The organism is Suttonella indologenes (assembly GCF_900460215.1).
In the GTDB taxonomy this organism is placed as follows: Bacteria; Pseudomonadota; Gammaproteobacteria; order Cardiobacteriales; family Cardiobacteriaceae; genus Suttonella; species Suttonella indologenes.
The window spans coordinates 1,438,444-1,461,473 of record NZ_UHIA01000004.1; the positions used below are offsets into that span (position 1 = coordinate 1,438,444).

General features: G+C 49.6%; 19 protein-coding genes and 1 pseudogene. 3 read left to right on the top strand and 17 right to left on the bottom strand.

From position 1 onward, the window contains the following. Positions 1–193: 193 nt before the first annotated feature. Positions 194–1,084 (top strand): annotated as a pseudogene (locus DYC63_RS11060) (IS256 family transposase, variant Zn-binding type); the annotation flags it as partial. Between the two features lie 90 nt (positions 1,085–1,174). Here DYC63_RS11060 and DYC63_RS11065 read toward each other — a convergent pair. The 8 genes from DYC63_RS11065 to DYC63_RS11100 all read right to left on the bottom strand — a co-directional run bounded on the left by DYC63_RS11065 (position 1,175) and on the right by DYC63_RS11100 (position 9,885). Next, complete coding sequence (locus DYC63_RS11065; RefSeq protein WP_115219265.1) at positions 1,175–2,482, bottom strand: replication-associated recombination protein A; 1,308 nt, start codon at positions 2,480–2,482, stop codon at positions 1,175–1,177. Continuing rightward, entirely contained in the window at positions 2,482–3,180 is a 699-nt protein-coding gene (lolA, locus tag DYC63_RS11070; RefSeq protein WP_172459502.1) for an outer membrane lipoprotein periplasmic chaperone LolA, read from the bottom strand. Before lolA ends, DYC63_RS11065 begins: the two co-directional genes overlap by 1 nt. A 71-nt stretch (positions 3,181–3,251) precedes the next feature. Continuing rightward, a complete protein-coding gene (locus tag DYC63_RS11075; RefSeq protein ID WP_281267776.1) occupies positions 3,252–6,110 on the bottom strand; it encodes a DNA translocase FtsK in 2,859 nt (952 codons plus the stop codon). A 45-nt stretch (positions 6,111–6,155) separates the two neighbouring features. Beyond that, positions 6,156–7,127, bottom strand: a complete 972-nt coding sequence (gene cmoB, locus DYC63_RS11080; protein WP_245888171.1) for a tRNA 5-methoxyuridine(34)/uridine 5-oxyacetic acid(34) synthase CmoB — start codon at positions 7,125–7,127, stop codon at positions 6,156–6,158. Further along, a complete protein-coding gene (locus DYC63_RS11085; RefSeq protein WP_115219268.1) occupies positions 7,109–7,822 on the bottom strand; it encodes a methyltransferase domain-containing protein in 714 nt (237 codons plus the stop codon). Before DYC63_RS11085 ends, cmoB begins: the two co-directional genes overlap by 19 nt. Then, positions 7,819–8,559, bottom strand: coding sequence for a lysophospholipid acyltransferase family protein (locus DYC63_RS11090; protein WP_245888173.1), 741 nt, complete (start codon positions 8,557–8,559; stop codon positions 7,819–7,821). The genes DYC63_RS11085 and DYC63_RS11090 overlap by 4 nt, the downstream gene beginning before the upstream one ends. Position 8,560: 1 nt before the next feature. Next, positions 8,561–9,130 (bottom strand): D-glycero-alpha-D-manno-heptose-1,7-bisphosphate 7-phosphatase, encoded by a 570-nt coding sequence (locus tag DYC63_RS11095; RefSeq protein ID WP_115219269.1) that lies wholly within the window; start codon positions 9,128–9,130, stop codon positions 8,561–8,563. Then, the gene (locus tag DYC63_RS11100; RefSeq protein WP_115219270.1) at positions 9,127–9,885 is read right to left on the bottom strand and encodes an ABC transporter permease; all 759 of its coding nucleotides are present in this window, start codon (positions 9,883–9,885) and stop codon (positions 9,127–9,129) included. Before DYC63_RS11100 ends, DYC63_RS11095 begins: the two co-directional genes overlap by 4 nt. Positions 9,886–9,930: 45 nt before the next feature. Here DYC63_RS11100 and DYC63_RS11105 point away from each other — a divergent pair, with 45 nt between their 5' ends. Then, positions 9,931–10,236, top strand: a complete 306-nt coding sequence (locus DYC63_RS11105; RefSeq protein ID WP_115219271.1) for a chorismate mutase — start codon at positions 9,931–9,933, stop codon at positions 10,234–10,236. Positions 10,237–10,345: 109 nt separating this feature from the next. Here the strand turns inward: DYC63_RS11105 and secF are convergent, their stop codons facing one another. The 9 genes from secF to DYC63_RS11150 form a co-directional block, all read right to left on the bottom strand. Then, on the bottom strand, positions 10,346–11,236 hold the full coding sequence (secF, locus tag DYC63_RS11110) for a protein translocase subunit SecF (protein ID WP_245888175.1): 891 nt from the start codon (positions 11,234–11,236) through the stop codon (positions 10,346–10,348). 37 nt (positions 11,237–11,273) lie between these two features. Beyond that, positions 11,274–13,139 carry a protein translocase subunit SecD gene (secD, locus tag DYC63_RS11115; protein ID WP_115219273.1) on the bottom strand — a complete coding sequence of 622 codons (1,866 nt, stop codon included), beginning with the start codon at positions 13,137–13,139 and terminating at the stop codon, positions 11,274–11,276. A gap of 41 nt (positions 13,140–13,180) precedes the next feature. Then, positions 13,181–13,594: a preprotein translocase subunit YajC gene (gene yajC / locus DYC63_RS11120; RefSeq protein ID WP_115219274.1), complete on the bottom strand. Its 414-nt coding sequence runs from the start codon at positions 13,592–13,594 to the stop codon at positions 13,181–13,183. A 197-nt stretch (positions 13,595–13,791) separates the two neighbouring features. Continuing rightward, positions 13,792–14,907, bottom strand: a complete 1,116-nt coding sequence (gene tgt / locus DYC63_RS11125; RefSeq protein ID WP_115219275.1) for a tRNA guanosine(34) transglycosylase Tgt — start codon at positions 14,905–14,907, stop codon at positions 13,792–13,794. A 111-nt stretch (positions 14,908–15,018) separates the two neighbouring features. Then, positions 15,019–15,993 carry a peptidoglycan-binding domain-containing protein gene (locus tag DYC63_RS11130; RefSeq protein WP_115219276.1) on the bottom strand — a complete coding sequence of 325 codons (975 nt, stop codon included), beginning with the start codon at positions 15,991–15,993 and terminating at the stop codon, positions 15,019–15,021. Between the two features lie 84 nt (positions 15,994–16,077). Then, complete coding sequence (locus tag DYC63_RS11135; RefSeq protein WP_115219277.1) at positions 16,078–16,488, bottom strand: universal stress protein; 411 nt, start codon at positions 16,486–16,488, stop codon at positions 16,078–16,080. Between the two features lie 15 nt (positions 16,489–16,503). Continuing rightward, a complete protein-coding gene (locus tag DYC63_RS11140) occupies positions 16,504–19,164 on the bottom strand; it encodes a TRAP transporter permease (protein WP_115219278.1) in 2,661 nt (886 codons plus the stop codon). Between the two features lie 79 nt (positions 19,165–19,243). Then, positions 19,244–20,206, bottom strand: coding sequence for a TAXI family TRAP transporter solute-binding subunit (locus DYC63_RS11145; protein ID WP_115219279.1), 963 nt, complete (start codon positions 20,204–20,206; stop codon positions 19,244–19,246). Positions 20,207–20,392: 186 nt separating this feature from the next. Beyond that, on the bottom strand, positions 20,393–21,730 hold the full coding sequence (locus DYC63_RS11150) for an anaerobic C4-dicarboxylate transporter (protein ID WP_115219527.1): 1,338 nt from the start codon (positions 21,728–21,730) through the stop codon (positions 20,393–20,395). Between the two features lie 333 nt (positions 21,731–22,063). Between DYC63_RS11150 and gluQRS the strand changes: the two genes are divergently transcribed. Next, complete coding sequence (gene gluQRS / locus DYC63_RS11155; protein ID WP_115219280.1) at positions 22,064–22,948, top strand: tRNA glutamyl-Q(34) synthetase GluQRS; 885 nt, start codon at positions 22,064–22,066, stop codon at positions 22,946–22,948. The last annotated feature ends 82 nt before the right edge of the window (positions 22,949–23,030 follow it).

Here is a 23,030-nt window from a genome sequence, read left to right on the forward strand (position 1 = left end):
AGTCTCTAAAATATAATCGAAGAAGTGAAAAAGTAGTACAAGGCGAGCCAACGCCGTAATACTTTTTCAATCATTCGACTATATCCTTAAATTTCGGGGAAAGGGACATTTTAGGTGCTAAAAAGTTTGAAAAACCTTATTCTGTAAGGCTTTTAGCGAGGTCAAAAGCTTTGAACACAAAAAATGCTTTTTCTGTGGCTCAAAACAGGTCAAAAAAGACGGCAGACAAAATCATCAGCAACGATACAAATGCCGGCAATGCGGTAAGCGTTTTAGCAGCAAAAAGCGTCTTAACCCTCAAGAGTTGTGGACACTTTATAGTAGCGGCAAACAAAGCATGCAAGAGCTCGCCCAACGTTTTTCCTGCAGCCGTAAAACCATTGCTAGATATCTCAAACAAGCCCAACTTAGAGAGCCTGAACAACGGCATTTTTCATCAGTCAATATCATCATGGATACTACCTACTTTGGACGTAAATTTGGTGTGATGGTGCTGTATGACAGCATCAGCCGACAAGCCTTATCGGTCAGCGAGGTTAAATCAGAAAGCAATGCATTGTATCGACAAGCCATACGAGAGCTACAAGAAAAAGGAATACATATTCAGAGTATTATCTGCGATGGAAGAAGAGGATTAACCTCATTATTTCCCGATATTCCCATACAGCTTTGTCAATTCCACCAAGTCAAAACCATTAACCGTTATCTGACAAGAAAACCTCAAACAGCAGCGGCAGTAGATTTAAAACAACTTGCCTTAAGCCTAAAAAACAGCAGCAAAGCGGCATTTGAAGAGCATTTGAATAACTGGCATAAGCAGCATAAAGACTTTCTCAACGAACGTAGCTCAAATCCCGAAACAGGTAAATCACACTATAGGCACAAACGTTTAAGAAGTGCTTATAACAGTCTGAGGCGCAATCTGCATTGGCTTTTTACCTTTGAAGATTATCCGGAGTTAAACCTGCCAAAAACCACCAATTTGCTTGAAGGAAAATTTGGTGATCTGAAAAGACTTTTAGCTTGTCATTGCGGCATGGAAAAGGACAATAAGGTTAAGTTTATAAAAGATTATTTTGCTTAAAAAACGCTAGATAGCACCTATTTTGTCCCTTAGGGCTAAAGAACTCGAAAACAGCACCTAAAATGTCCCTTTGCTCTAAATTTCAGTATTTTAAATACCTTTATTTGCCTGTGCCTGAGCATCCAACTCGCGCAATTTGGCTAATTTGTCTTTGAGTTTGATTTCAAAACCGCGTTCATTGGGTTGATAAAAAGAGATATTCTCCATCCCTTCCGGCAAATAGCGCTGCCCTGCGCTATAGGCAAAAGCTTCGTCATGCGAATAGCGATAACCGCGATGATGCCCTTCGGCTTTATGTAGGGCGGTAGGCGCATTGGTCAGATGTTTCGGCACCGCAGCGCTAGGATGATTGCGCACGTATTGAAATGCCGTCTGCATCGCCAGATAAGCGGCATTGCTTTTCGGCGCAAGGGCAAGATAGGTAATACATTGTGCAATGGCGAGATAGCCTTCGGGTGCGCCGAGCCTTTCATAACTTTGATAGGTATTGAGCGCAATGCCTAAGGCTTGCGGATCGGCATTGCCGATATCTTCGCTTGCCACGCAGAGCATACGACGGCAAATCACTAAAGGATCTGCGCCGCTGTCCACCATGCGCGCAAACCAATACATCGCGCCGTCCGGACTGCTACCGCGTAAGGATTTATGGAATGCGGACAGTAATTCATAGAACCAATCGCCCTGCTTATCAAAGGCTTTTGGTTGATCTGCCATGGCTTGCTCCAAGGCGGCGTCGGCATCAAATCCCTGCGCAAGCAGCAGCAGCCATTCTTCTAACCAAGCCAAGGCTTTGCGCGCATCGCCTGCGGCATGATAGGCGATGATACTTAAGGCGGGCGCATCCCTTAATTCCTTTTTACCGAGCTTTTCCAAAGCCTTATTCAGCGTTTGCCGTAAGGCTTCTTCATCTAGGGCTTGCAGGTGCAAAACCCGCAAACGCGAGAGTAAGGCATTGTTAAGCGAAAATGCCGGATTTTCGGTCGTCGCGCCAATCAATATCAATGTGCCGTCTTCAACATAGGGCAGAAAAGCATCTTGCTGTGCCTTATTAAAGCGGTGAATCTCATCAATAAATAAAATGGTGCGTCTGCCGAGGCGGCGATTAGCTTGCGCCTGCGCTACCGCTTCGCGCACTTCTTTCACACCTGAAAAGACTGCCGACAAACGGATAAAAGCGGCATCGAAGGTATCGGCAAGCAGCAAGGCTAACGTAGTTTTGCCGCAACCCGGCGGTCCCCACAACAGCATAGAGAAGGGTTTGTTTTGCTCAATCGCGGCTGTCAGCGGGCTGCCGATACTTAAGATATGATGCTGCCCGACATAGTCGGCTAATGTTTTAGGGCGCAGACGCTCCGCTAAGGGGGCGCTGACGCCGGCGGCAAATAAGGAATCTTGCATTATTCGCCGATGACATCTACTCCCGCCGGCGGAGTAAATTCAAATTGACCGGCGGCAATGCCGACATTGCGCTGCAATTGGCTAAATTCGATCACGGTTTGCTGACCGCGCCCCGTATCCACCGCCAAAGCGGCTAACTGATTGTTTTTCATCACGATCCAGACCGTATCATAGCCGTCTTGCTCGCTTAAAGGAGTGAGGCGGTAGCTTTGTCCGTCTTTTGCCAAAGCCTGCAAGGCGACCGGTAATTGCGGCTGCGCCACTGCGTTAATGGCAAAGAGTTCTTGAATTTCGCGTGTACCGCTCAAAATATCCATCGCCACATCGCCGACCAGTTCATCGCGACCGCGCACGGAAATTTGTTCCAAATCTATATCATACTGCCAGACTTTGCTGCCGTTGCTAATGATTTTCTGCGCATTGGCGCCTTGATAATCCCAGTAGAATTTACCCGGTTTGCTAATCCACATTTTGCCTTGGCTTTGTTCAAGCCCGCGTTGTCCGTGTACGGTTTGGGTGAAATTGCCCTGCAAATCTTGAGTATCGGCAAAATATTGCACAAAGGCGCTTACGTCTGCGGATGCGGCGGCGTTTACAGTTTGGCTTGTCGCGCTTTCCTGCGGATTGATATTGAACAATTGCGCATGCGTGATCGTAGATGTTGCCACTAAGATGCCAACCAATAATAATTTTTTCATGGGTATTCCTCTAGTAAAAGCCTTATGCTGACACAGCCTTGCTATCTGTGCCATGAACAGCATATGCCATTTTAGTAATCCTGCTGTCCGCCGCCGATAAGCTTGCGCGCACCGTTATTATCCGCCATGCTCAATAAACCGGCGACTTCCATTGCCTCGATAATTCTTGCAGCGCGGTTATAGCCGATTTGCAGACGGCGTTGCAGATAAGAGATGCTGGTTTTGCCGCTTTCTAAAACGATTTGGCAGGCTTCGTCATATAAAGGGTCTTGCTCCGGATCATCGCTTTTCTCTTGCGCACCGAATGCGCCCAATGATGAAGCCGGCACAGGATTGGTAATGCTTTCTTCGTATTGCGGCTTGCCTTGGGTTTTTAAATAGACGGTCAGGGCATCGACTTCGCCGTCTTCAATAAAAGCGCCGTGCACGCGCAAAGGCGCGGAACTGCCCGGCGGCACATACAGACCGTCGCCGTGCCCTAGCAAGGTTTCCGCTCCCTGACCGTCGATAATGGTACGCGAGTCGATTTTAGAAGAAACTTGGAAAGCCAAACGCGTCGGCACATTCGCCTTAATCAAGCCCGTAATCACATCCACGGAAGGACGCTGCGTCGCTAAGACCAAATGAATCCCCGCCGCCCGCGCTTTCTGCGCAATCCGCGCAATCAATTCTTCCACTTTTTTCCCAACCGCCATCATCATATCGGCAAGCTCGTCAATCACAATCACGATATAAGGCAGAGGCTCGATTTGCGGCGGCTGATTCGCCAAGCCCAAATGATCTTCCGCCCGCCACAGCGGATCGTCAATGCGTTCGCCTCGGGCTTGTTTGTCGCGAATCATATCGTTGAAACCGATGATATTGCGCACTTTAAACGCCGACATCAGCAGATAACGGCGTTCCATTTCCGCCACCGCCCAGCGCAGGGCATTTTCGGCATCGTTCATATCGGTAACCACCGGCGTGAGCAAATGCGGAATATCTTCATACATGCTCATTTCCAACATTTTGGGATCAATCAAAATCAGCTTTAATTCATCAGGCGTGGCTTTGAACAACATACTTGCCAACATCACATTAATCGCTACCGATTTACCCGAGCCCGTCGTACCGGCGACCAATAAATGCGGCATTTTCGCCAAATCCGCCACTTTCGGCGCACCGGCAATATCCGAACCCAAAACCACCGTCAGCGGCGAACGTTCTTTTTGATAAGTCGCCGATTCCAAAATATCGCGCAGATGCACGATTTCGCGCTGTTTGTTCGGAATTTCCAAGCCCACATAAGGCTTGCCGGGAATAACTTCCACCACTCTCACACTCGACACTGACAAGCTGCGCGCCAAATCTTTGTCTAAATTAGAAATTTGATTTACCTTGATACCCGGCGCCAATTCCAATTCCAAACGCGTGACTACCGGTCCGACATCAACCCCGACCACACGCACATCCAGTTTGTAATTCTGCAAAGCGCTTTCCACTAAAGGCGCAAGCAGGCGGAATTGACTGGCGCTGTCCGGCGTTCGCTTAGGCGGACTGATTTTCAGCAATGCCAAACTGGGCAGCTGATAATCGCTGTCGGCAGCTTGAGATTGGAAATTCGACGCTAAAGCGGAAGCGCGAATCCGCAACACGCTGCCATCTTCTGTTTGCTTCTTATCATTATTTTCAGCTTCTACGGCAGCCGTTGCCGTGTCTGCCGCCACCGATTCGGCTTTGTCCTCAATTTCAAAGAAATCTTCGTCGTCAGCGGTGCTGTTTTCTGTTACAACAGGCTGATTAACAATCGTTTTCTCTTCTTGAAAAGCATCATAAGCGGCAAAAGGGTTGCTTGCCGCGGTATGAGGATTGATAATCGGCGCGGCTTTAGGTGTTTCAGGCGATGTATACGTTTGGATTGGCGCTGCTTCTTGCTTTACCGCTTCCGACGTTCTTGCCGATTCATCGCTTGTGTGCGCATGTGGAATCGTCGCCGCCTGCTTTTTATAATCCGCCCAATTCAAACTCAAACCCGGCTCGCTACGATGCAAAGGCGATTCGATATTTTCTACCGCGACAGGCTGATTATCGACAATTTCCGCCGGCCTTTCCGGCATTTCTTTTGGCGGCTGCGGCGATGATAACAATGCCATACGCTCTGCCAAAGTCATATCTTGCGTCGCTTCTTCGGCAGAGATAGCAGCAGGACTGGCTTTAGCTGTAACATGACTCGACGGCACAATACTCGGCTCCCCTTGCAGACGCGAAGAAATCGTTTCACGCTGCGCTTGGGATTGCTCGGGATTCGGCGTCGGCTGCTCACGCTCTTGCTGATGTGCTGCCTTGGTTGCCATCACCGCCTGCAAGACTTTGGCAGGGAAATAGCCGAGCGCAGCCAATATCGACAGCCAACGAAGATTAAACATCAGGGTCAATGCCACTAAAAAAATCAGGCTGTACATCAACATCAGCAGGAAAATCGGCATCATTTTCAGCAATTCGCCCGACATTTTCTGCCCTAAAATACCGCCGCCGGTAATCGCCACGCTATTGATGGCGCTCTGCCAATGAAAAGTCAAAATACCGCTTAAGCTCAATACCGCACCGACCAAACCGATCGATTTCCATAATACGATTTCCCCGCCGCCACGTTCATCTTTAGCCGATGCCCAAGCCGTCGCCAAAAAGCCTAAGGGCAATAAATAAGCCGCATAGCCGAGAAAAGACAGCAACACATCGGCGCTATAAGCCCCTATTTTGCCGAAAAAATGCCGCACTTCAGGATTGCTGCCCGAATGCGTCCAGCCCGGATCGCCGGCATGATAACCAATCAGAATTAAGAAAATAAGCACCGCCAACGGCACTAAAATCAAAAACCAAGGGTCGGTAAAACCACGATACAGTATGGAATGAAATTTCGGACGATAGGTTGACGTTGTTTCTTCTTGCATAATCGATGTGGCTAGTATTAAAAACTTATTGTAACAGATTGAAGGCTAATCTTTGCGCGCAATCACAATGGCTCGCTGCGGTGACGGTTCGTGCAATCCCTGCTCTGCCGCTTCTTGCAAAAATTCGCTTAAAGAATAGCTCGTCATAAATGCGGTACGCCTTTGTTCGGCAGCGGTCGTCGGCACCGGCTGACCGCTATGCTCGATCGTAAAGTCCAAGCGGACTAACCAACGCTCAAGCGCGGCAACGCTGGGCAAAAACCAGACATTATGCATGCCGGCATAACGCCCTGCGGGCATATAGACGCTTTGACTGTCGCCCTCAACTACCAAGGTTTCCAAGACCAATTGTCCGCCGCGCTTCAGGGTATCGCGCAATTGCCCGATAAAGGCGATCGGGTCACGGCGATGATATAAAACGCCCATGCACAAGGTACAGTCAAAACCGCTTAAGGGCGCTTCATTCAAAGTCAGCGGCAAAAAGGCGGCGCGCGGTTGACGCATAAACTTCTGCAAAAACAAAAACTGCACAAAATAATGCCATGAGGGATCCAAGCCCACCGCCAAATCCGCGCCGCTACCCAATAAGCGGTAGAGAAAATAGCCGTTCCCTGTGCCGACATCCAATACCTGCCGACCTTTTACATCCAATCCGGCATCCAGTAAGCGCTGATATTTCATATCGCTGCGCCATTCGCAATCCAATGCCAAGCCGCCCAACTGAAAAGGACCTTTGCGCCACGGCATCAGCAAGCGCGCACATTCGGCGATAGCCGCCTCGTCAAGACCTGCCGCCTGCGCAGCGATAATCGGCGCATCTAGCGTCTGCTGCCATTGCTCCGGTAGCGCTAAAGTCTCAATTGCCGCCAACCATACGTCGAACTGACGATGCCGACGCGCATAAACGTCTTCAAACTGCTGCCGCACTTGCGCCGTCAAGGCTGCGCAATCGGGGCGCTGCGCCAATAATGCCTGCCATTGCCGATCAAACAAAGCATTCATTTGATTGCCGCCCATGCCTTAAAAGGCAGACCTTGATAATAAGGCACAATCTGCTGAAAACCGACTTTATGCAAACGCGCTTCAATCACTGCGGCGACATCGGTTTTCATTACATGCTCCAAAGATTCGCGTTTTTGCGCCACCGCCAATTCGGAATAGCCCTGCGAACGCTTAAAGGCCTCATACCAGCTTTGCATACGCGTATCTTCGGGACGCGTTTTTTCCGCAATCAATAAGGCGCCACCCTGCGGTAAAGCGGCATAAATGTTTGCCAACACCGCATCGCGCACTTCGGGTGCAATAAATTGCAGCACGAAATTCAGCACCGCCACGCGGCAAGGCTGCAAAGGATAATCTTGAAGATCCGCCTGAATGACTTCGATATTCTCAATTCCGACACCGGATAGATAATCGCGCAGACGCTTAACCATCGCCTCCGACAAATCCAATGCCGAAATCCGCAATTGCGCCGGCACGAATTGCCGCAGCGCCAGACTCACGCCGCCCAATGAGCAGCCCAAATCATAGACATGATCGCCGTCGCGCAGAAATTGCCCCGCCACCACCGCCGTCATCTGCAACAAGCCGGCATAGGCGGGAATGCTGCGATGAATCATATCGGCAAACACCGCCACCGTGCGCTCGTCAAATTGAAAATCCACCACCGCCTGCGGCGCATCAAATAAATTATCCTGCGCAAAACCGCTCATGCACTCACCCCGCGGCGGGCATTTTCCGCTTGCACGGCTTGATCGCGATGCACACGCACCCAATCTTCCAAAGCCTGATTGAAAGCTTCTACCGTCTCGAAATCGGCAGGGTCAATCGCTTTACCGATAAAAACCTGCACCGTACCGCTATGCAGCCAGCCGCGTCTCGGCCAAAATTGTCCCGCATTATGGGCAATCGGGATAATCGACACTTGCAGATTATGCGCCAAACGCGCCGCACCCGATTTGAATTTCAACGGCACTTCGGGCGCAAAGCGGTGTCCCTCGGGATACATGACCACCGACAAACCCGCTTCGATTTTTGCCCTGCCCTGCTCAATTACCTGCTGCATCGCCTGTTTGCGCTGACTGCGGTCAATCGCAATCGGGCGCAGCAAAGCCATAGCCCAGCCGAAAATCGGAATTTGGGTCAATTCTTTTTTCAAGACCCACACCTGATCGCGCCATAAAGTCGGCAAAAACAAAGTTTCCCAAGTCGATTGATGATTGCTGGCGAAAACCATCGCTCTATCAGGCAAATGTTCCCGCCCATGCACCTGATAATCGATGCCGGCAAGAACGCGTGCCAGCCAAATACTCGTATCCGCCCAACCCGTCGCCCACAGCAAACGTCGGCGATAAGGCAGGACAATCATTGCCACAATCAACAGCGACCAAATCGCCGTAGCAATACCCCAGCACACATAAAACAATACCGTACGAATTTTCATCAACATTTTAGACTCTCTTTTTTCTCAGCCAATCCGCCGCCGCTTCTTCAAGATTCGGATAAATCTTAACCTCTTGCAGCTGATCGCGGTGATGCGCCGCCACCTGCCGCCCTTTGCCCGTCTTTACCAATACGGGCACAGCGCCTGCCGCACGTGCCGCCTGCACATCGACCACATTATCGCCCACAAAAGGCACGCCGACTAAATCCGCCAAACCGAAATACGCCGCCTGCTCCAAGAGCATGCCCGGATTGGGTTTGCGCCGCGGATCGGCATTATCGTAACTCGGGCAGAACACAATATGCTCAATCTCGCCGCCGAAATCATGCACCGCCGCCATCATTTTGGCATGAATCTCCGCCAATATCGCCTCATCATAAATGCCGCGCGCAATACCGCCTTGATTGGTGCAAATGCCGATGCGGATACCTGCCGCCGTCAAACGCGCAATAGCGCGCAAAGCATTCGACAAGACAATCAGCTCACTAGGCTTACTGACATAAGTACCGCGATCCTTATTGATCACCCCGTCGCGGTCTAATAAAACCACGCCCTTACTCAAATCTACCGCCGTCATTTGCGCAATTTCCCCGCCTTATCCATTAAATACAGCGCCCAATACAGCAAAACCGCCATAAAAAGCAATAAAAAGCCGATCGTCAAAACCAGCGACACATCGCTAATCCCCAATAAGCCGTAGCGAAAACCATTGACCATATACAAAATCGGATTAATCTGCGATACCGTCGCCCAAAACGGCGGCAACATCGCCACCGAATAAAACACGCCGCCCAAATAAATCAAAGGCGTCAGCACAAAAGTCGGCACAATCGCCGCATCATCGAAACCGCGCGCATAGCAGGCATTGATAAAGCCCGCCAAAGAAAATACCACCGCCGTCAAAAGCAAGACCGTCAGCATGACCACAGGATGCGCCAAACGGATATCGGTAAAAAACATCGCCACCGCCGTCACCAATATCCCCACCGCCAGACTGCGCAGCACGCCGCCCAAGACATAGCCCAGCAAAATCATGCCGTTGGACATCGGCGAAATCAGCAATTCATCGACATAATTGCTAAAACGCGCGCCGTAAAAAGAGCTGACCACATTGTTATAGGCATTATTGATGACCGCCATCATAATCAGCCCCGGCGCAATAAAAGCCGCATAATCCACGCCTTGAAAACTGCCGATACGCGTCCCGATTAAGCGCCCGAAAATCAGGAAATACAGAATAGTGGTTACAACCGAAGGCAAGAGCGTTTGCGTCCACAGACGCAGAAAACGCCGGATTTCACGCCCCACAAGAGAGAAAAAAGCATTGAACATTGTTACAATTCCTAAAAAATCTTCGACTCAATACAAGGAAACACGATGAACGACTTCCAACCTTCCGCCGCCCTGCTCGCGCTGCGCCAAGAAATCGACGCCCTCGACCAAGAACTGGCTACCCTGCTCTGCCGCCGCCTGCTCCTCATTCATCGCGCCGCGCCCCTCAAGCCTCTGCGTGAAAACGTGCGCTTGGAAGATCGCATTGAAGAGATTATCCGCAAAGTCTCTCCGCTTGCCGATCAATTCGGCATCGAACGCCGCTATCTGGAAACGATTTACCGCTTTTTGATTGAAGAATCCATCGCGCGCGAAACCCGCGAATGGGACAAGCTGCATCAAAACGGATAAGCCTCAAAGCACAGCCTTAGCGCGAATATTGCAGCATAAGCAAAGGCAAATGCCAGTATTAGACAATACTGGCATTTGTTTTTCCACTGCGCCGATGATACAAAAGCGCCTAAGGCAAATCATCGATTTGTCGTCGCGCTTTGGGCAATAAATCCTCATGCTTGAGCTGCATCGTCTTCACAATCGCGGTTGCCACGAAAATGGAAGAATAGGTGCCAAAGACAATCCCCACAATCATCGCCGCCGCAAAGCCGAATAAGGTTTCGCCGCCCAAAAAGAGCAGGGCAAACACAGACAGCATCGTCGTCAAACTGGTCACAAAAGTGCGCATCATAGTTTGCTGAATGGAAATATCGATCACTTCTTCAGGCGTTTGCGCAGGCAATTTCTTCAGATTCTCGCGAATGCGGTCGTATAAAACCACCGTATCGTTAACCGAATAACCCAAGACCGCCAATAGCGCCGCCAAGACATTCAAATCAAAAGTCCACTGCATTAAAGAAAATAATGCCGCCACCACCAATACGTCGTGCATTTGCGCGGCGACTGCGCCGATGGCGAATTTCCATTCAAAGCGCATGCTCAAATAAACAATCATACCGATGCAGGACAGCAATAAGGCGGTAATGCCTTTTTCAATCAATTCCTCGCGATATTGCCCGCCTACTTTGGCCTGCCCGATTAATTTCACTTCGGGATATTTGCTTTTCAAAGTGCCGAACATTTCCGCCATCATGGCATCGGTGCTTTTTTCCTGCACTTCGCCGAAGCTGATCTGCACATCGTGCGCACTGCCGTATTGAATCACATTGGCTTTGTCATGAATGCCGGCGATTTCTTCACGTACTTCGGCAATATTGACCGCTTGCGCAAATTGCAATTCCAAGGTCGCGCCGCCGGTAAACTCCAAGCCGAAATTAAAGCCGCGAAAAGTAATCAGCACAATAGACAAAATGCTTAATACCAACGAAAACAGCAAGCCATGGCGGCTGTAACGCATAAAAGGAAGTTTCGGAAAAGTAAATCTCATAGCGGCCTCACAAACTGATTTTCGGCTGCGCTTGGCGCAAAACGATATATTCCACAAGGGCGCGCGTGACCAAAATCGCGGTAAACATCGAAGTCAAAATCCCCACGGATAAGGTCACTGCAAAGCCCTTAATCGGACCGGTGCCGAAGCTGAACAGCAATATAGCGACAATCAAAGTCGTGATATTGGCATCGACAATGGTCGAGAAAGCATTATTAAAGCCCGCCCGCACCGCATCGCGCACTGATAAAGCCGCCGCATCGATTTCTTCGCGGATACGCTCATAAATCAAGACATTGGCATCCACCGCCATGCCCAAGGTCAGCACAATCCCCGCAATCCCCGGTAGGGTCAAGGTCGCGCCGATGAAAGACATCAATGCCACCAGCAGCATTAAATTCACTATCAAAGCGATATTCGCCAATAAGCCGAGTTTGCGATAATACGCCCACATAAAGACGATAATCAGCGCCAAGCCGCAAATGGCGGCATTCACGCCCTGATCAATATTTTTCTGTCCTGCCGAAGGCCCGATGGTGCGCTCTTCAATGATATAGACCGGCGCAACCAAAGAGCCGGCGCGCAAAGTCGCGGCCAATTTCTGCGCACGCTCAATCGGATGAACGCCCGTGATTTGGAAGCGGCTGGAAAATTGTCCTTGAATGGTTGCGGAATTGACCACCGTCTCGCGTTTTTCCACTTCGGTAAAGGTTTTGCCCTCGGCATCTGCTTTCGTGACAGGAATATATTCCACATACACCGTCGCCATGGCTTTTTGCAGATTTTCGCGCGTGATGTCGTTCATTTGCGCGCCGCCGGCGGAATCCAAGACCACATCGACTTGCGGACCTGCGGATTGCTGTCCATAGCCGGCGGTGGCATCGACAATATGCTCGCCGCTCATAATCACGCGGCGTTTGAGTAAAATCGGCGTACCGTCTTCAAAATACGCCAATTTGCTGCCGAAAGGCGCACGTTTCAAACGCGCCGCCGTTGCCAAATCGCCTGTTTCATCAACAAGATAAAATTCCAATGTCGCGGTCGAACCTAGCAATTCTTTGGCTTGGTTTACGTCTTGAATGCCCGGCAATTGCACCAAAATGCGGTCATTGCCCACCACCTGAATCGAAGGTTCCGCCACGCCCAAACTGTTCACACGTCCTGCCATGCGCACACGGTTTTGCTCCGCTGCACGGCGCTTCTGCGCATTGATGCCCTCTTCGCTGTATTGCAAAGACAAAGCAAAACGCCCGCCCTCTTCACTGCTCAAACGCTGCACTTCCGCAGGCAAGACGGTAAAGAGTTGATTTTCCGCCTGCGTGCGCGCCTCGCTATCGGCAAAGAACAATACTGCGCCGCCGCTGTCGCGCGCTTGCGAATCTACCAATGCGATATTGGCTTTTTCCAAAGTACTACGTGACAAATCCAATAATTCCGCCGATTTACGATCGAACAATTCCTTGCTGTCCACTTGCAGCAAGAAAGAAACGCCGCCGCGCAAATCCAAGCCCAAATTCATCGGCGTCAAGCCCATGCTTTGTAGCCAATTTGGCGTGTTGGACAGAAGATTTACCGCCACATTCGCGGCAGGATATTGTTTTTGCAATTGATCGCGTGCCAGAATCTGCGCATCGGTATCGGCAAACAGAACGTCTATTTTGCTGTCTTTGACTTGCAGGCGGCGGTAATCAATCTGCGCGCTTTCCAGCGCAGTGGGAATGGCGTTTGCCGCTGCTTGCGCCGCCTGTGCATCGCTAAATTGCAATTGCACGGCGGGACTTTTGCCAAACCAATTCGGCAGGGCAAAGAAAAAGCCGAGGGTAACAACGGCGATAATCAGGAAATATTTCCAAGTCGGGAAGGCTTTATACATGCGCTATCCTTTGTGAAAGGGGCATAAAACCCCTAGTAAAATCAGGCTTGAGGTTTGTCGTTGTTATCGCTGCTTTCTTCAGCGGCAACAGCAGCACTTTCATCATTGGCGGCAACTGAGCTGCTGAGTTCGCCTTTCAAGCTGCCTTTAGGCAATACTTGGGCGATAAAAGGGCGCTGCATGCGTACGACCGTACCCTTGGTAATTTCGATATCGACGGCAAAATCACCTAGGGCGACAATCCGTCCCATCAAGCCGCCGTTGGTCAGCACTTCATCGCCGCGTTTCAGGGCTTCAATCATGGCGCGGTGCTCTTTCGCGCGTTTTTGCTGGGGGCGAATCATCAAAAACCACATCACGCCGAAAATGGCGAACATCAAAATCAAATTGAAAGCGCCGCCGGCGGCTGAAGGTTGGGCGGCAGCTTGCGCATAAGCAGGTTGAATCAAAAACATGGTTGCTCCTTAATGATTAAATACGAAAAGCGGAGATTATAGCCTAATTCGACAGGGCTTGTTTGTCCAAGTGCAGTGCTGCAAGGCGGCTTATAGTCGGAGAAGTGGAAAAGTAGTACAAGGCGGCGAGCCGCAGACAGTACAGCAAGGTGAGCCAACGCCGTAATACTTTTTCAATTCTTCGACTATAACATATCTTAATACCCTGCTACGCCCTCAGCTTGTAAGGCGTAAAATTCGCGCGCAAAAGCATCAAAAGTCTGCTGCTCAATCGCCGCCCGCATCGCATGCATCAAATGCACATAGTAATGCAGATTGTGAATGGTGTTTAAACGCGCACCAAGCATCTCATTGCATTTGTCCAAATGATGCAGATATGCGCGGCTGTAATGGCGGCAGGTATAACAATTGCAGCCCTCTTCTATCGGACGTAAATCGTTTTTATAACGGCTGTTGCGCAATTTCAAGACGCCGAAACGCGTAAAGAGATAGGCATTGCGGGCATTGCGCGAAGGCATGACGCAGTCAAACATATCCACACCGCGGCGCACGCCTTCCACCAAATCCACCGGCTTGCCTACGCCCATCAAATAACGCGGTTTGTTTTGAGGCATCAAAGGCATGGTAACGTCTAGGGTTTGTTCCCGCGCTTCTTTGGGCTCGCCGACCGCCAAGCCGCCGATGGCATAGCCGGGCAAATCCATAGCCGCCAGCGCCTGTGCCGATTCGCGGCGCAAATCCTCATATACGCCGCCTTGCACGATGCCGAACAAATGATTCGGACTGCCGGCATGTGCGGCTTTGGAACGCGCCGCCCAGCGCAAAGACAGGCGCATGGAATTCGCCGCTTCCATGTGCGTGGCGGGATAAGGCGTGCATTCGTCAAACTGCATCACAATATTGCTGTTGAGCGCGCGCTGCACCTGCATGGATCGCTCGGGCGTTAAAAAGACTTCGCTGCCGTCAATCGGCGAACGAAAACGCACGCCTTCTTCGCTGATTTTGCGGATTTTCGCCAATGAAAAGACTTGGAAACCGCCTGAATCAGTCAAAATCGGTTTGTCCCAATTCATAAACTGATGCAAACCGCCGTGCGCCTGCACAATATCCTCACCGGGGCGCAGCATTAAATGAAAGGTATTGCCCAAAATAATTTCCGCGCCGATGCCATGCAATTCTTCAACAGAAAGCCCCTTGACCGTACCCAAAGTACCGACGGGCATAAACACAGGAGTTTGCACCACTTGTCCATTGGGGAAAGTAAGATAGCCGCGGCGCGCATTGCCGTCTTGAGCCAAAAGTGTATATTTCATCTAGATTTCCTTGCCGTCTGTTCGGTGCAACATCCGCATTGTGCGCCGAACAAGCCTGAATTCAAAACAAAAAAGGAAGGCTAAAGCCTTCCTTCGTCCTTAAGGGACAGATTAGTTAGACACACCCAGCGCACGCATGGTTTCCATGGTCACGCCGCCGGTGGCTAAATTGTTGTCGCGCTGATAACGTTCCAAAGCGCTCATCGTTGCAGGGCCTAAAGCGCCGTCCGGCGTACCGGTGTTATAGCCGGCTTTATTCAAAGCGACCTGCACGGCGCGGATGGTGTTTTCATTCACTTCATGCGAGCACAGTACTTGTTCCCAACGCATTTGCGCATCGGCGACTTTGTCGAACACTTTCAGTTCCGCGTATTCGGCAGGAATTTCCACTTCGCGCTCTTCGGCTTCTTTCACGAGTTTGCGCACGCGTACGGTTTTGTATTCCGCTTCAAAAGGCACGCGCTCGACCGTGGCTTCTTGGTCCAGCTCTTGCACTTCAATGGTTTCAAATTTCGCTTCGATTTCTTTGTCTTCTACGCGCGCAGGCTCTTGCACCACTTGGCGCGTGATGCTTTCTTTTTGCACAGGCACTTCAGTCAAACGCAAAGCCTCGCCTACCGATTGGAAAGTACGGCTGCCGCCTTGATTATGCGCGGTCAAATATGCCGGACGCGCTTCGATTTCGTCGCTGACTTCGGTGTATTTCGGTGGAACAACGGTTTTTTCTACGGTAACCGGTTCGATTTCGATTTCTTTGGTAACGGTTTTATAGGTTGCCGGCACGATTCTCAATTCTTCGCCCGCAGGTTTGACCATGACTTGCTCTTCCGTCCACTCGTATTCTGCCGGCACGATTTCAAACGTTGTCGCCGCTTCTTTGATTTCCACTTGCTCTGAGCGCGGTTCGAATTGCGCAGGCACAACCACTAAGGCTTGGCATTGTCCGGCAGTGACTTGCGGCACCGGCAAACTTTGCACATTGCTGCCGATGGCCGCTTCGTCAGCTGCAAGGGTACTAGCCTCTTGCGCTTGCGCCATGCTTACCACGGCAGCCGCAATCAGCAGGGTAGAAATTTTCTTTTTCATAGTGTCTCCTTCATCAGAGTTTTTTTCAAAGCTGTTTTACAACAGCGCATACTTTAGCCCAAACCGAGCAATAATCAAAATAATTTAACGCACAATCAGAACGGATTGATTGAAAAATTGCGCCACGCGTTGGGCATTGCCGCCCAATCCGTGTCCGTTGCGACCGGAACCGATCAGCAGCACATCGCAATGTAAGGCTTTTGCCGCATCAGTCAATTCTTCATAGATGGAACCGCTGTAAATCTCGGTTTTGACGTTATCCTGCCATTGAAAGGTCATTACCAATTCGTCCAAACGGGCATGTACTTCGTCTTTGACACGTTTGCGATAATCTTTCGGCAAATAATTGCTGACCATGCTACTGCTGCTAAAAGGCAGAACGCTGGCAATAATATATTGTGCGCTCTCGCCGCCTAATTGCCGCGCAGCATGAATGCTCTTTTTGGCAGAAGCCTCATGTTCCAAATCCACCGCCACAAAAATTTTCTGATACATATGAACCTCACAAGTTTAAGAAGAAGCAATATCGGGCGATTTTTCACGTCTTTTCAATTGCATGAATGCAGCCAGAGCCAATAATGCCAGACCGACGATATACATCCAATAGCGCGACAAACTGTCTGCCACCGGTACTTTGAGAGAAATCAGCGTTTGATCCCAATCCAAACCTGCGGCTTTTGCAGTAGAATCCAAGGCCACATCGTCAATGAGGAATTTACGACGCATTTCGCCGTCAATCTCTTCTTCTTCGCCGGTATCGATAATCGTCAAGCCCATATTTTGCAGGCGTTCTTCGCCGTTATCGCCCTCTCCTACCGGCACATGTGCATAAAAAGTAATCGGACGCCCATATTCATTCATACCGCCGACATAAAATTCCATATCCGATCCGACCGGCACCGTCATAATCTCGCTGACCAATTGCTCGGGTGCAATATCGCGTGTGCTCGGCGAAATATAATTCATAAAGAATCCCGGGCGGAATAAAATCGCCGTGACCAATAAGAGCAAGAGGGTATCCAAGCAGTTATTTTTTCTCAAGAACCAACCCATACTGGCGGCGGTAAATGCCAACATGGCAATCGTGGCAACAATAAATATCATCACACCCTGCATAAAGCCGACATTCAATAAGAGCAAATCGGTATTGAAAATAAACAGGAAAGGCAGCAAAGCGGTACGCATACTGTACCAAAACGCAACCAAGCCCGTTTTAATCGGATCGCCGCCGGAAATCGCTGCTGCGGCAAAGCTTGCCAAACCGACCGGCGGGGTCACATCCGCCATGATGCCGAAATAAAAGACAAACAAATGCACGGCAATCAGCGGCACCACCAAACCGTTTTGCCGCCCGACTTCTACAATCACCACCGCCATTAAAGAGGAGACCACGATATAGTTTGCCGTCGTCGGCAAACCCATGCCCAGAATCAGGCTGAACACGGCAACCAAGAGCAGCATTAAAATAATATTGCCCATCGACAATACTTCAATAATATTCGACAGCTGCGAGCCGAAGCCCGTTAAAGCCACTACACCCACGATAATTCCTGCGGTTGCCGTGGCAATGCCGATACCGATCATATTGCGTGCGCCGGTTTCCAAACCGTCTAATACATCCTGCCAACCTTGCTTAAAGGCGGCTTTGATATGCCCTGTTTTGCGGAAGAAATTCAGTAAAGGGCGCTGAGTCAATTGGATAAAAATCAGGGCAATCGTGCCGTAATAAGCAGATAGGCCGGGAGATAATTTTTCTACCATCAAGCACCAAATCAAAATCACCACCGGTATTAAGAAATGCAAACCGGCATTGACGGTCGGCTTGACAGAAGGCAGTTTCACCACTGGATCATTAGGATTATCCGGTACTAAATCAGGGAATTGTGCCACTCGCCGCACCAAAAGCACATAGGCGGAGAATAAGATGAGACATAAAATCGGGAAAGCAAAATCAGGCGTGAGTTTTTTCAGCCAACCCATGCCGTAATAGACCGCAAATGCCAACATAACCGTCACACTGACCATACTGATTAAACGCATCAGGCTAATCAAAAGCGGATTAGGCGGGTCGGTGCGCGGTAAACCCTGCATATTCTGCTTGCAGGCTTCCAAATGCACGATATAGACCAAGGCGATATAGGAAATTACTGCCGGCAAGAATGCGTGTTTAATCAACTGACTATACGGCATATTGACGTATTCGATCATCAAAAACGCCGCTGCGCCCATTACCGGCGGCATGATTTGTCCGTTAATAGACGAGGCGACTTCCACCGCCCCCGCTTTTTCTTTTGAAAACCCGACGCGTTTCATCATCGGCACGGTAAAAGTACCGGTGGTGACCACATTGGCAATGGAAGAACCGGAAATGATGCCCGTCAAACCAGAGGCGACTACCGCCGCTTTTGCCGGTCCGCCGCGAAAATGCCCCAAATAAGCAAAGGCGGTTTTGATGAAATAATTACCTGCACCTGCCTTATCCAATAAGGCGCCGAATAAGACAAATAAGAACACGTATTTGGTCGAAACGCCCAAAGCCACGCCGAATACCCCTTCGGTGGTAATCCATTGCTGATTAATCATTTGACTCAGAGAGCCGCTGCGATGCGAGACCATCCAAGCAATCGGGAAAAATTGTCCCACATAGTTATACAGTAAAAATCCGCCTGCAATAATCACCAGCGGCAGACCCAGACTGCGACGTGTCGCTTCTAATAAAATTAAAATACCCAGACAACCGGCAATGATGTCTTGCGTAACCGGCGCGCCGACGCGCTGAATCAAGTCTTGATAAAAGAAAATGTAATACATGGCTAAAAAAGCGCCGCCGAAGGCGAGCAGCCAATCTTGCCAAGGCACATAATGACGCGGAGAATTTCTAAAGGCAGGATAAGAGAGAAAAGCCAAAAAAAGCGCAAATGCCAAATGGATAGAACGCGCCCGCGTATCATCCACCACTACATTCCAAGTATTCAATCCGATGGAATTCAATAAATTTTGAAATTCATAGGGCAGACGCGAGGCATAGTAAATTTGGAACAAAGACCAAGCAACCGCCACCCAAAATATCAAACGGCGCACCGCTTTTTTATTAGGCAGACGTCCGCCCGTGTCATTCGAGGCAACAAGATCTTCCAAATCTTCAGAACTTGCTAAGGCTTTTTCTGTCATATTTCCCTTCTTATTTTATTTGTAAGAAACAGCCGCCTTCACCAAAGCGAGGCGGCTGTATCATTAAATCGGCGCTAGATTATTTAATCCAGCCTTTTTCCATAAAATATTTTTTCGAACCTTCCGCTAACGGTGCAGAAATGCCTTCGGTCACCATTTTTTCAGGCGTGCTGTTTTCAAAAGCCGGATGCAGTTTTTGGAAACGCTCGAAATTATCAAATACCGCTTTAGTCACTTGATAAACGGCTTCATCCGGCACATCGCTTGAAGTGACTAACAAAGCCATCACGCCTAAAGTATCGGTATCGTTCGGGCTGCCGTCATAAGTGCCGCCGGGGATAGTTACTTTAGCGAAATAAGAGTTATCGGCTAAGAGTTTATCCACTTCCGGACCGCTGACCGTTACCAAGGTAGAAGCACAAGAAGCGGCGGCTTCTTTAATCGCGCCTGAGGGATTACCGACGGTATAAGCAATGACGTCCAGATTGTTATCGCAAAGCGCCGAAGCCATTTCCGCAGGTTTTAATTCTGCCGCCACGGCGAAATCGGCGGTCGTCCAACCTTTTTCTTTCATCAGAGCTTCCATCGTGGTACGCGTGCCGGAACCCGGATTACCGATATTCACACGCTTGCCTTTCAAATCGTCAAAGGTTTTCACGCCGGTATCTGCACGCGCCACCACGGTAAAGGCTTCCGGATAAATCGAGAACATGGTGCGCAATTTTTCAATTTTCTTACCTTCAAACTCGCCCAAACCGCGATAGGCGCGAAATTCGCTGTCTGATTGTACGGTGCCCATCTGGCGTTCGCCGGCAGCAATCGCATTCAGATTATCCACCGAGCCGCCGGTTGAAGGGTTATTACATTTGATGCCGGTAGTCGCGGTATCACGGTTTACCAAGCGGCAAACAGATTGCCCTACTACATAATAGACCCCTGTTTGACCGCCGGTGCCGATAGTGACGAAAGATTCTGCGATTGAAGTCGCCGCCATTGCCGAACAAGCAACTGCCAAAGAGGTTTTGAGTAAGGTTTTACGCATGTTAATCTCCTAAATGATAAAAATGTGAAAATGCGAGTATCGCATGTCTATTTTTTATCATTAAAAACACTTCGAATTCAAGTATCATCTATACAACAAAAATTTTTCACACTGCTTAGTTAAGGCTAAAAAAACAACCCAATCAATTACCTGATTGGGTTGATAAAAAAATATCAGCTTAATTGATTAAATCAAAACTTTGGCAATTGCCATACCGACCAAGCAAGCCACCGTCACCCCAATCAAGCCCGGCAGCATAAAGCTGTGGTTGAAATAGTATTTGCCGATTTTGGTGGTGCCCGTTACATCGAAATTGACCGTTGCAATGTCCGAGGGATAATTCGGAATGAAGAAATAGGCATAAGTCGCCGGAATCAAACCGATTAAGACCTTAGGTTCAATACCGAGCTGAATGCCCACCGGCAACATCATCACCGCCGTCGCCGCTTGGCTGTTAATCACTACGGATACGGCAAACAGCGCGAAGGCAAAAGTCCAAGGATAGGTATTCACCATACCCGTTACCGTCTCTTTAAATTCAGGCATAGCAAATTGGAAATAGGTATCGCTCATCCAAGCAATACCGTAAATGGCAATACAAGCCACCATTCCCGATTTAAACACCACGCCATTGGGTACGGTTTGGGGATTGATTTTGGTCGCAATCAGAATAATACCGCCGAATGCCAACATCATCATTTGAATAATCAAGGACATGGAAATCGGTTTTATTTTCTCTCCCTCGCCGATTGTGCGGATTTCCGGCACCATCGCCACCACGACAATCGCCAACAAAGCCCCAAGGAATAAATACACCGCTTTTTTCGCCCCTGCCGGCAATGTGTCATTCAAACTGGTGCTGGTAGTATTAAGAATGCGATCGCGCCAAATCGGATCTTGCAAACGGCGTTGATACTCCGGATCATCCTCCAATTCTTTGCCGCGATACATGCTGTATAAAGACAAAGCCAACATGCCTAAGAAAGTCGCAGGAACGGTCACGCTGATGATGTTAAGCAGGGAAATATGCTCATAGCCGGGAATTTTCGCAATCTGCAGCAAATACTCCGCCACCGCGGCAGACAAAGGACTGGAAGTAATCGCCAATTGCGAAGCGACGGAAGCTGCCGCCATCGGGCGCTCGGGTCGGATATTATTCTTCAAGGCCACGTCGCCGATAATCGGCATGATGGAATACACGGAATGCCCCGTGCCTAAGAGGAAAGTCATCACATAAGTAACCATCGGACCTAAGAGCGTGACGCGTTTCGGATTTTTACGCAAAATACGCTCGGCAACTTGCAGCATATATTTCAAGCCGCCCGCCGCTTCCAAGATAGACGCACAGGTGACGACAGCTAAAATAATCAACATCACATTTGTAGGCGCTTTACCGATCGGCATACGAAAAATGAAGACCTCTATCAGCAAACCGATACCCGACACCACGCCGAGCCCGATTCCTCCAAAACGGCTACCCGTATAGAGCATGAGCAGCAAGAACAAAAATCCGCCGTAGAGTATGATTTCATGAATCATTGAGGCATAAACCGAAAAATCATCAAACATATAAACGCACTCCCATTGCTATAAAATCAACTGAATAGAAGGAAGCAGCCAAGCCCAAACACAAAGTTTCTTAAATCAAAACAAGACAATATCACATTGCTTTCTCTTGCCATTGTGCACATATTCCTCTCGTTTTGATTTAAGAAACTATAGATGATTATGCTTAATTACTTCTAGGTAATAGAATACTCTTTTGATACCTAGCTGTCATGCTTTTTATAAAAAACGTGATATTTCCCTGTTAAATATTTTGAAATAATTTAATCCATACAAAAGCTAAAAAATTTTATGAACACCTCTTCTTACCGCGGACGCTTTGCCCCCACCCCTAGCGGTCCCCTGCATTTCGGCTCGCTCTGCACCGCCTTGGGCAGCTATTTGGATGCGCGACATCATCAAGGCGCATGGCTGATTCGGATTGAGGATGTGGACAGCCAGCGCTCAAAAGCCGCGCATCAGACGAGTATCTTGCACAGCCTTGCCGCCCACGGACTGCAATCCGATGAAGACATTCGCATTCAAAGCCGGCATCTTCAAGATTATGAACAGGCTTTACGGCGCTTGCGTCCCCACCTTTATCTCTGCGACTGCCACCGCAAAGACTGGCAAGCCCAAGCGCATATGGGCGCATTAGGCAAAGTCTATCCGCAAACCTGCCGCCAAAACGGATTGGGCGAAATGCCGCCGCAGCGCACCTTGCGCCTTGCCCTGCCCGCACAACTCTGCCGCTTTACAGACCTACATGCCGGCTTATGCCGCTATGATTTAACAACAGAAATCGGCGATCCCGTATTAAAACGACGTGACGGCGACATCGCCTACGCGCTTGCGGTGGTGGTGGATGACGCCCTGCAAAATATCAGCCATATCGTGCGCGGGGCGGATTTGCTCGCCGCGACCTGCATCTCGCGTGTTCTACAAGAACTGCTCGGTTATCCCATGCCGCAAACCCTGCATTTGCCCTTAGCGCTGGACGCGCAAGGACGCAAACTCAGCAAACAAAACCATGCCGCCGCCATTGACGACCGACAAGCGAGCGCGAATTTGCTCACCGCTTTGGCTTTTTTGCATCAGGATTGCAGCGGCTTACGCAGCAGCGACAGTCCGCAGCATATTCTTGCCCGTGCCGCCGCCAGATGGTCGAGAGCCTCTTTGCCCGACATCTCCTTATGAGAATTGATGATAAGTATTGTGTTTGAAAGTGAGATAAAACAAATAAACTCGATTGTTAACGAAATTCTTTGCAAAAGCCACT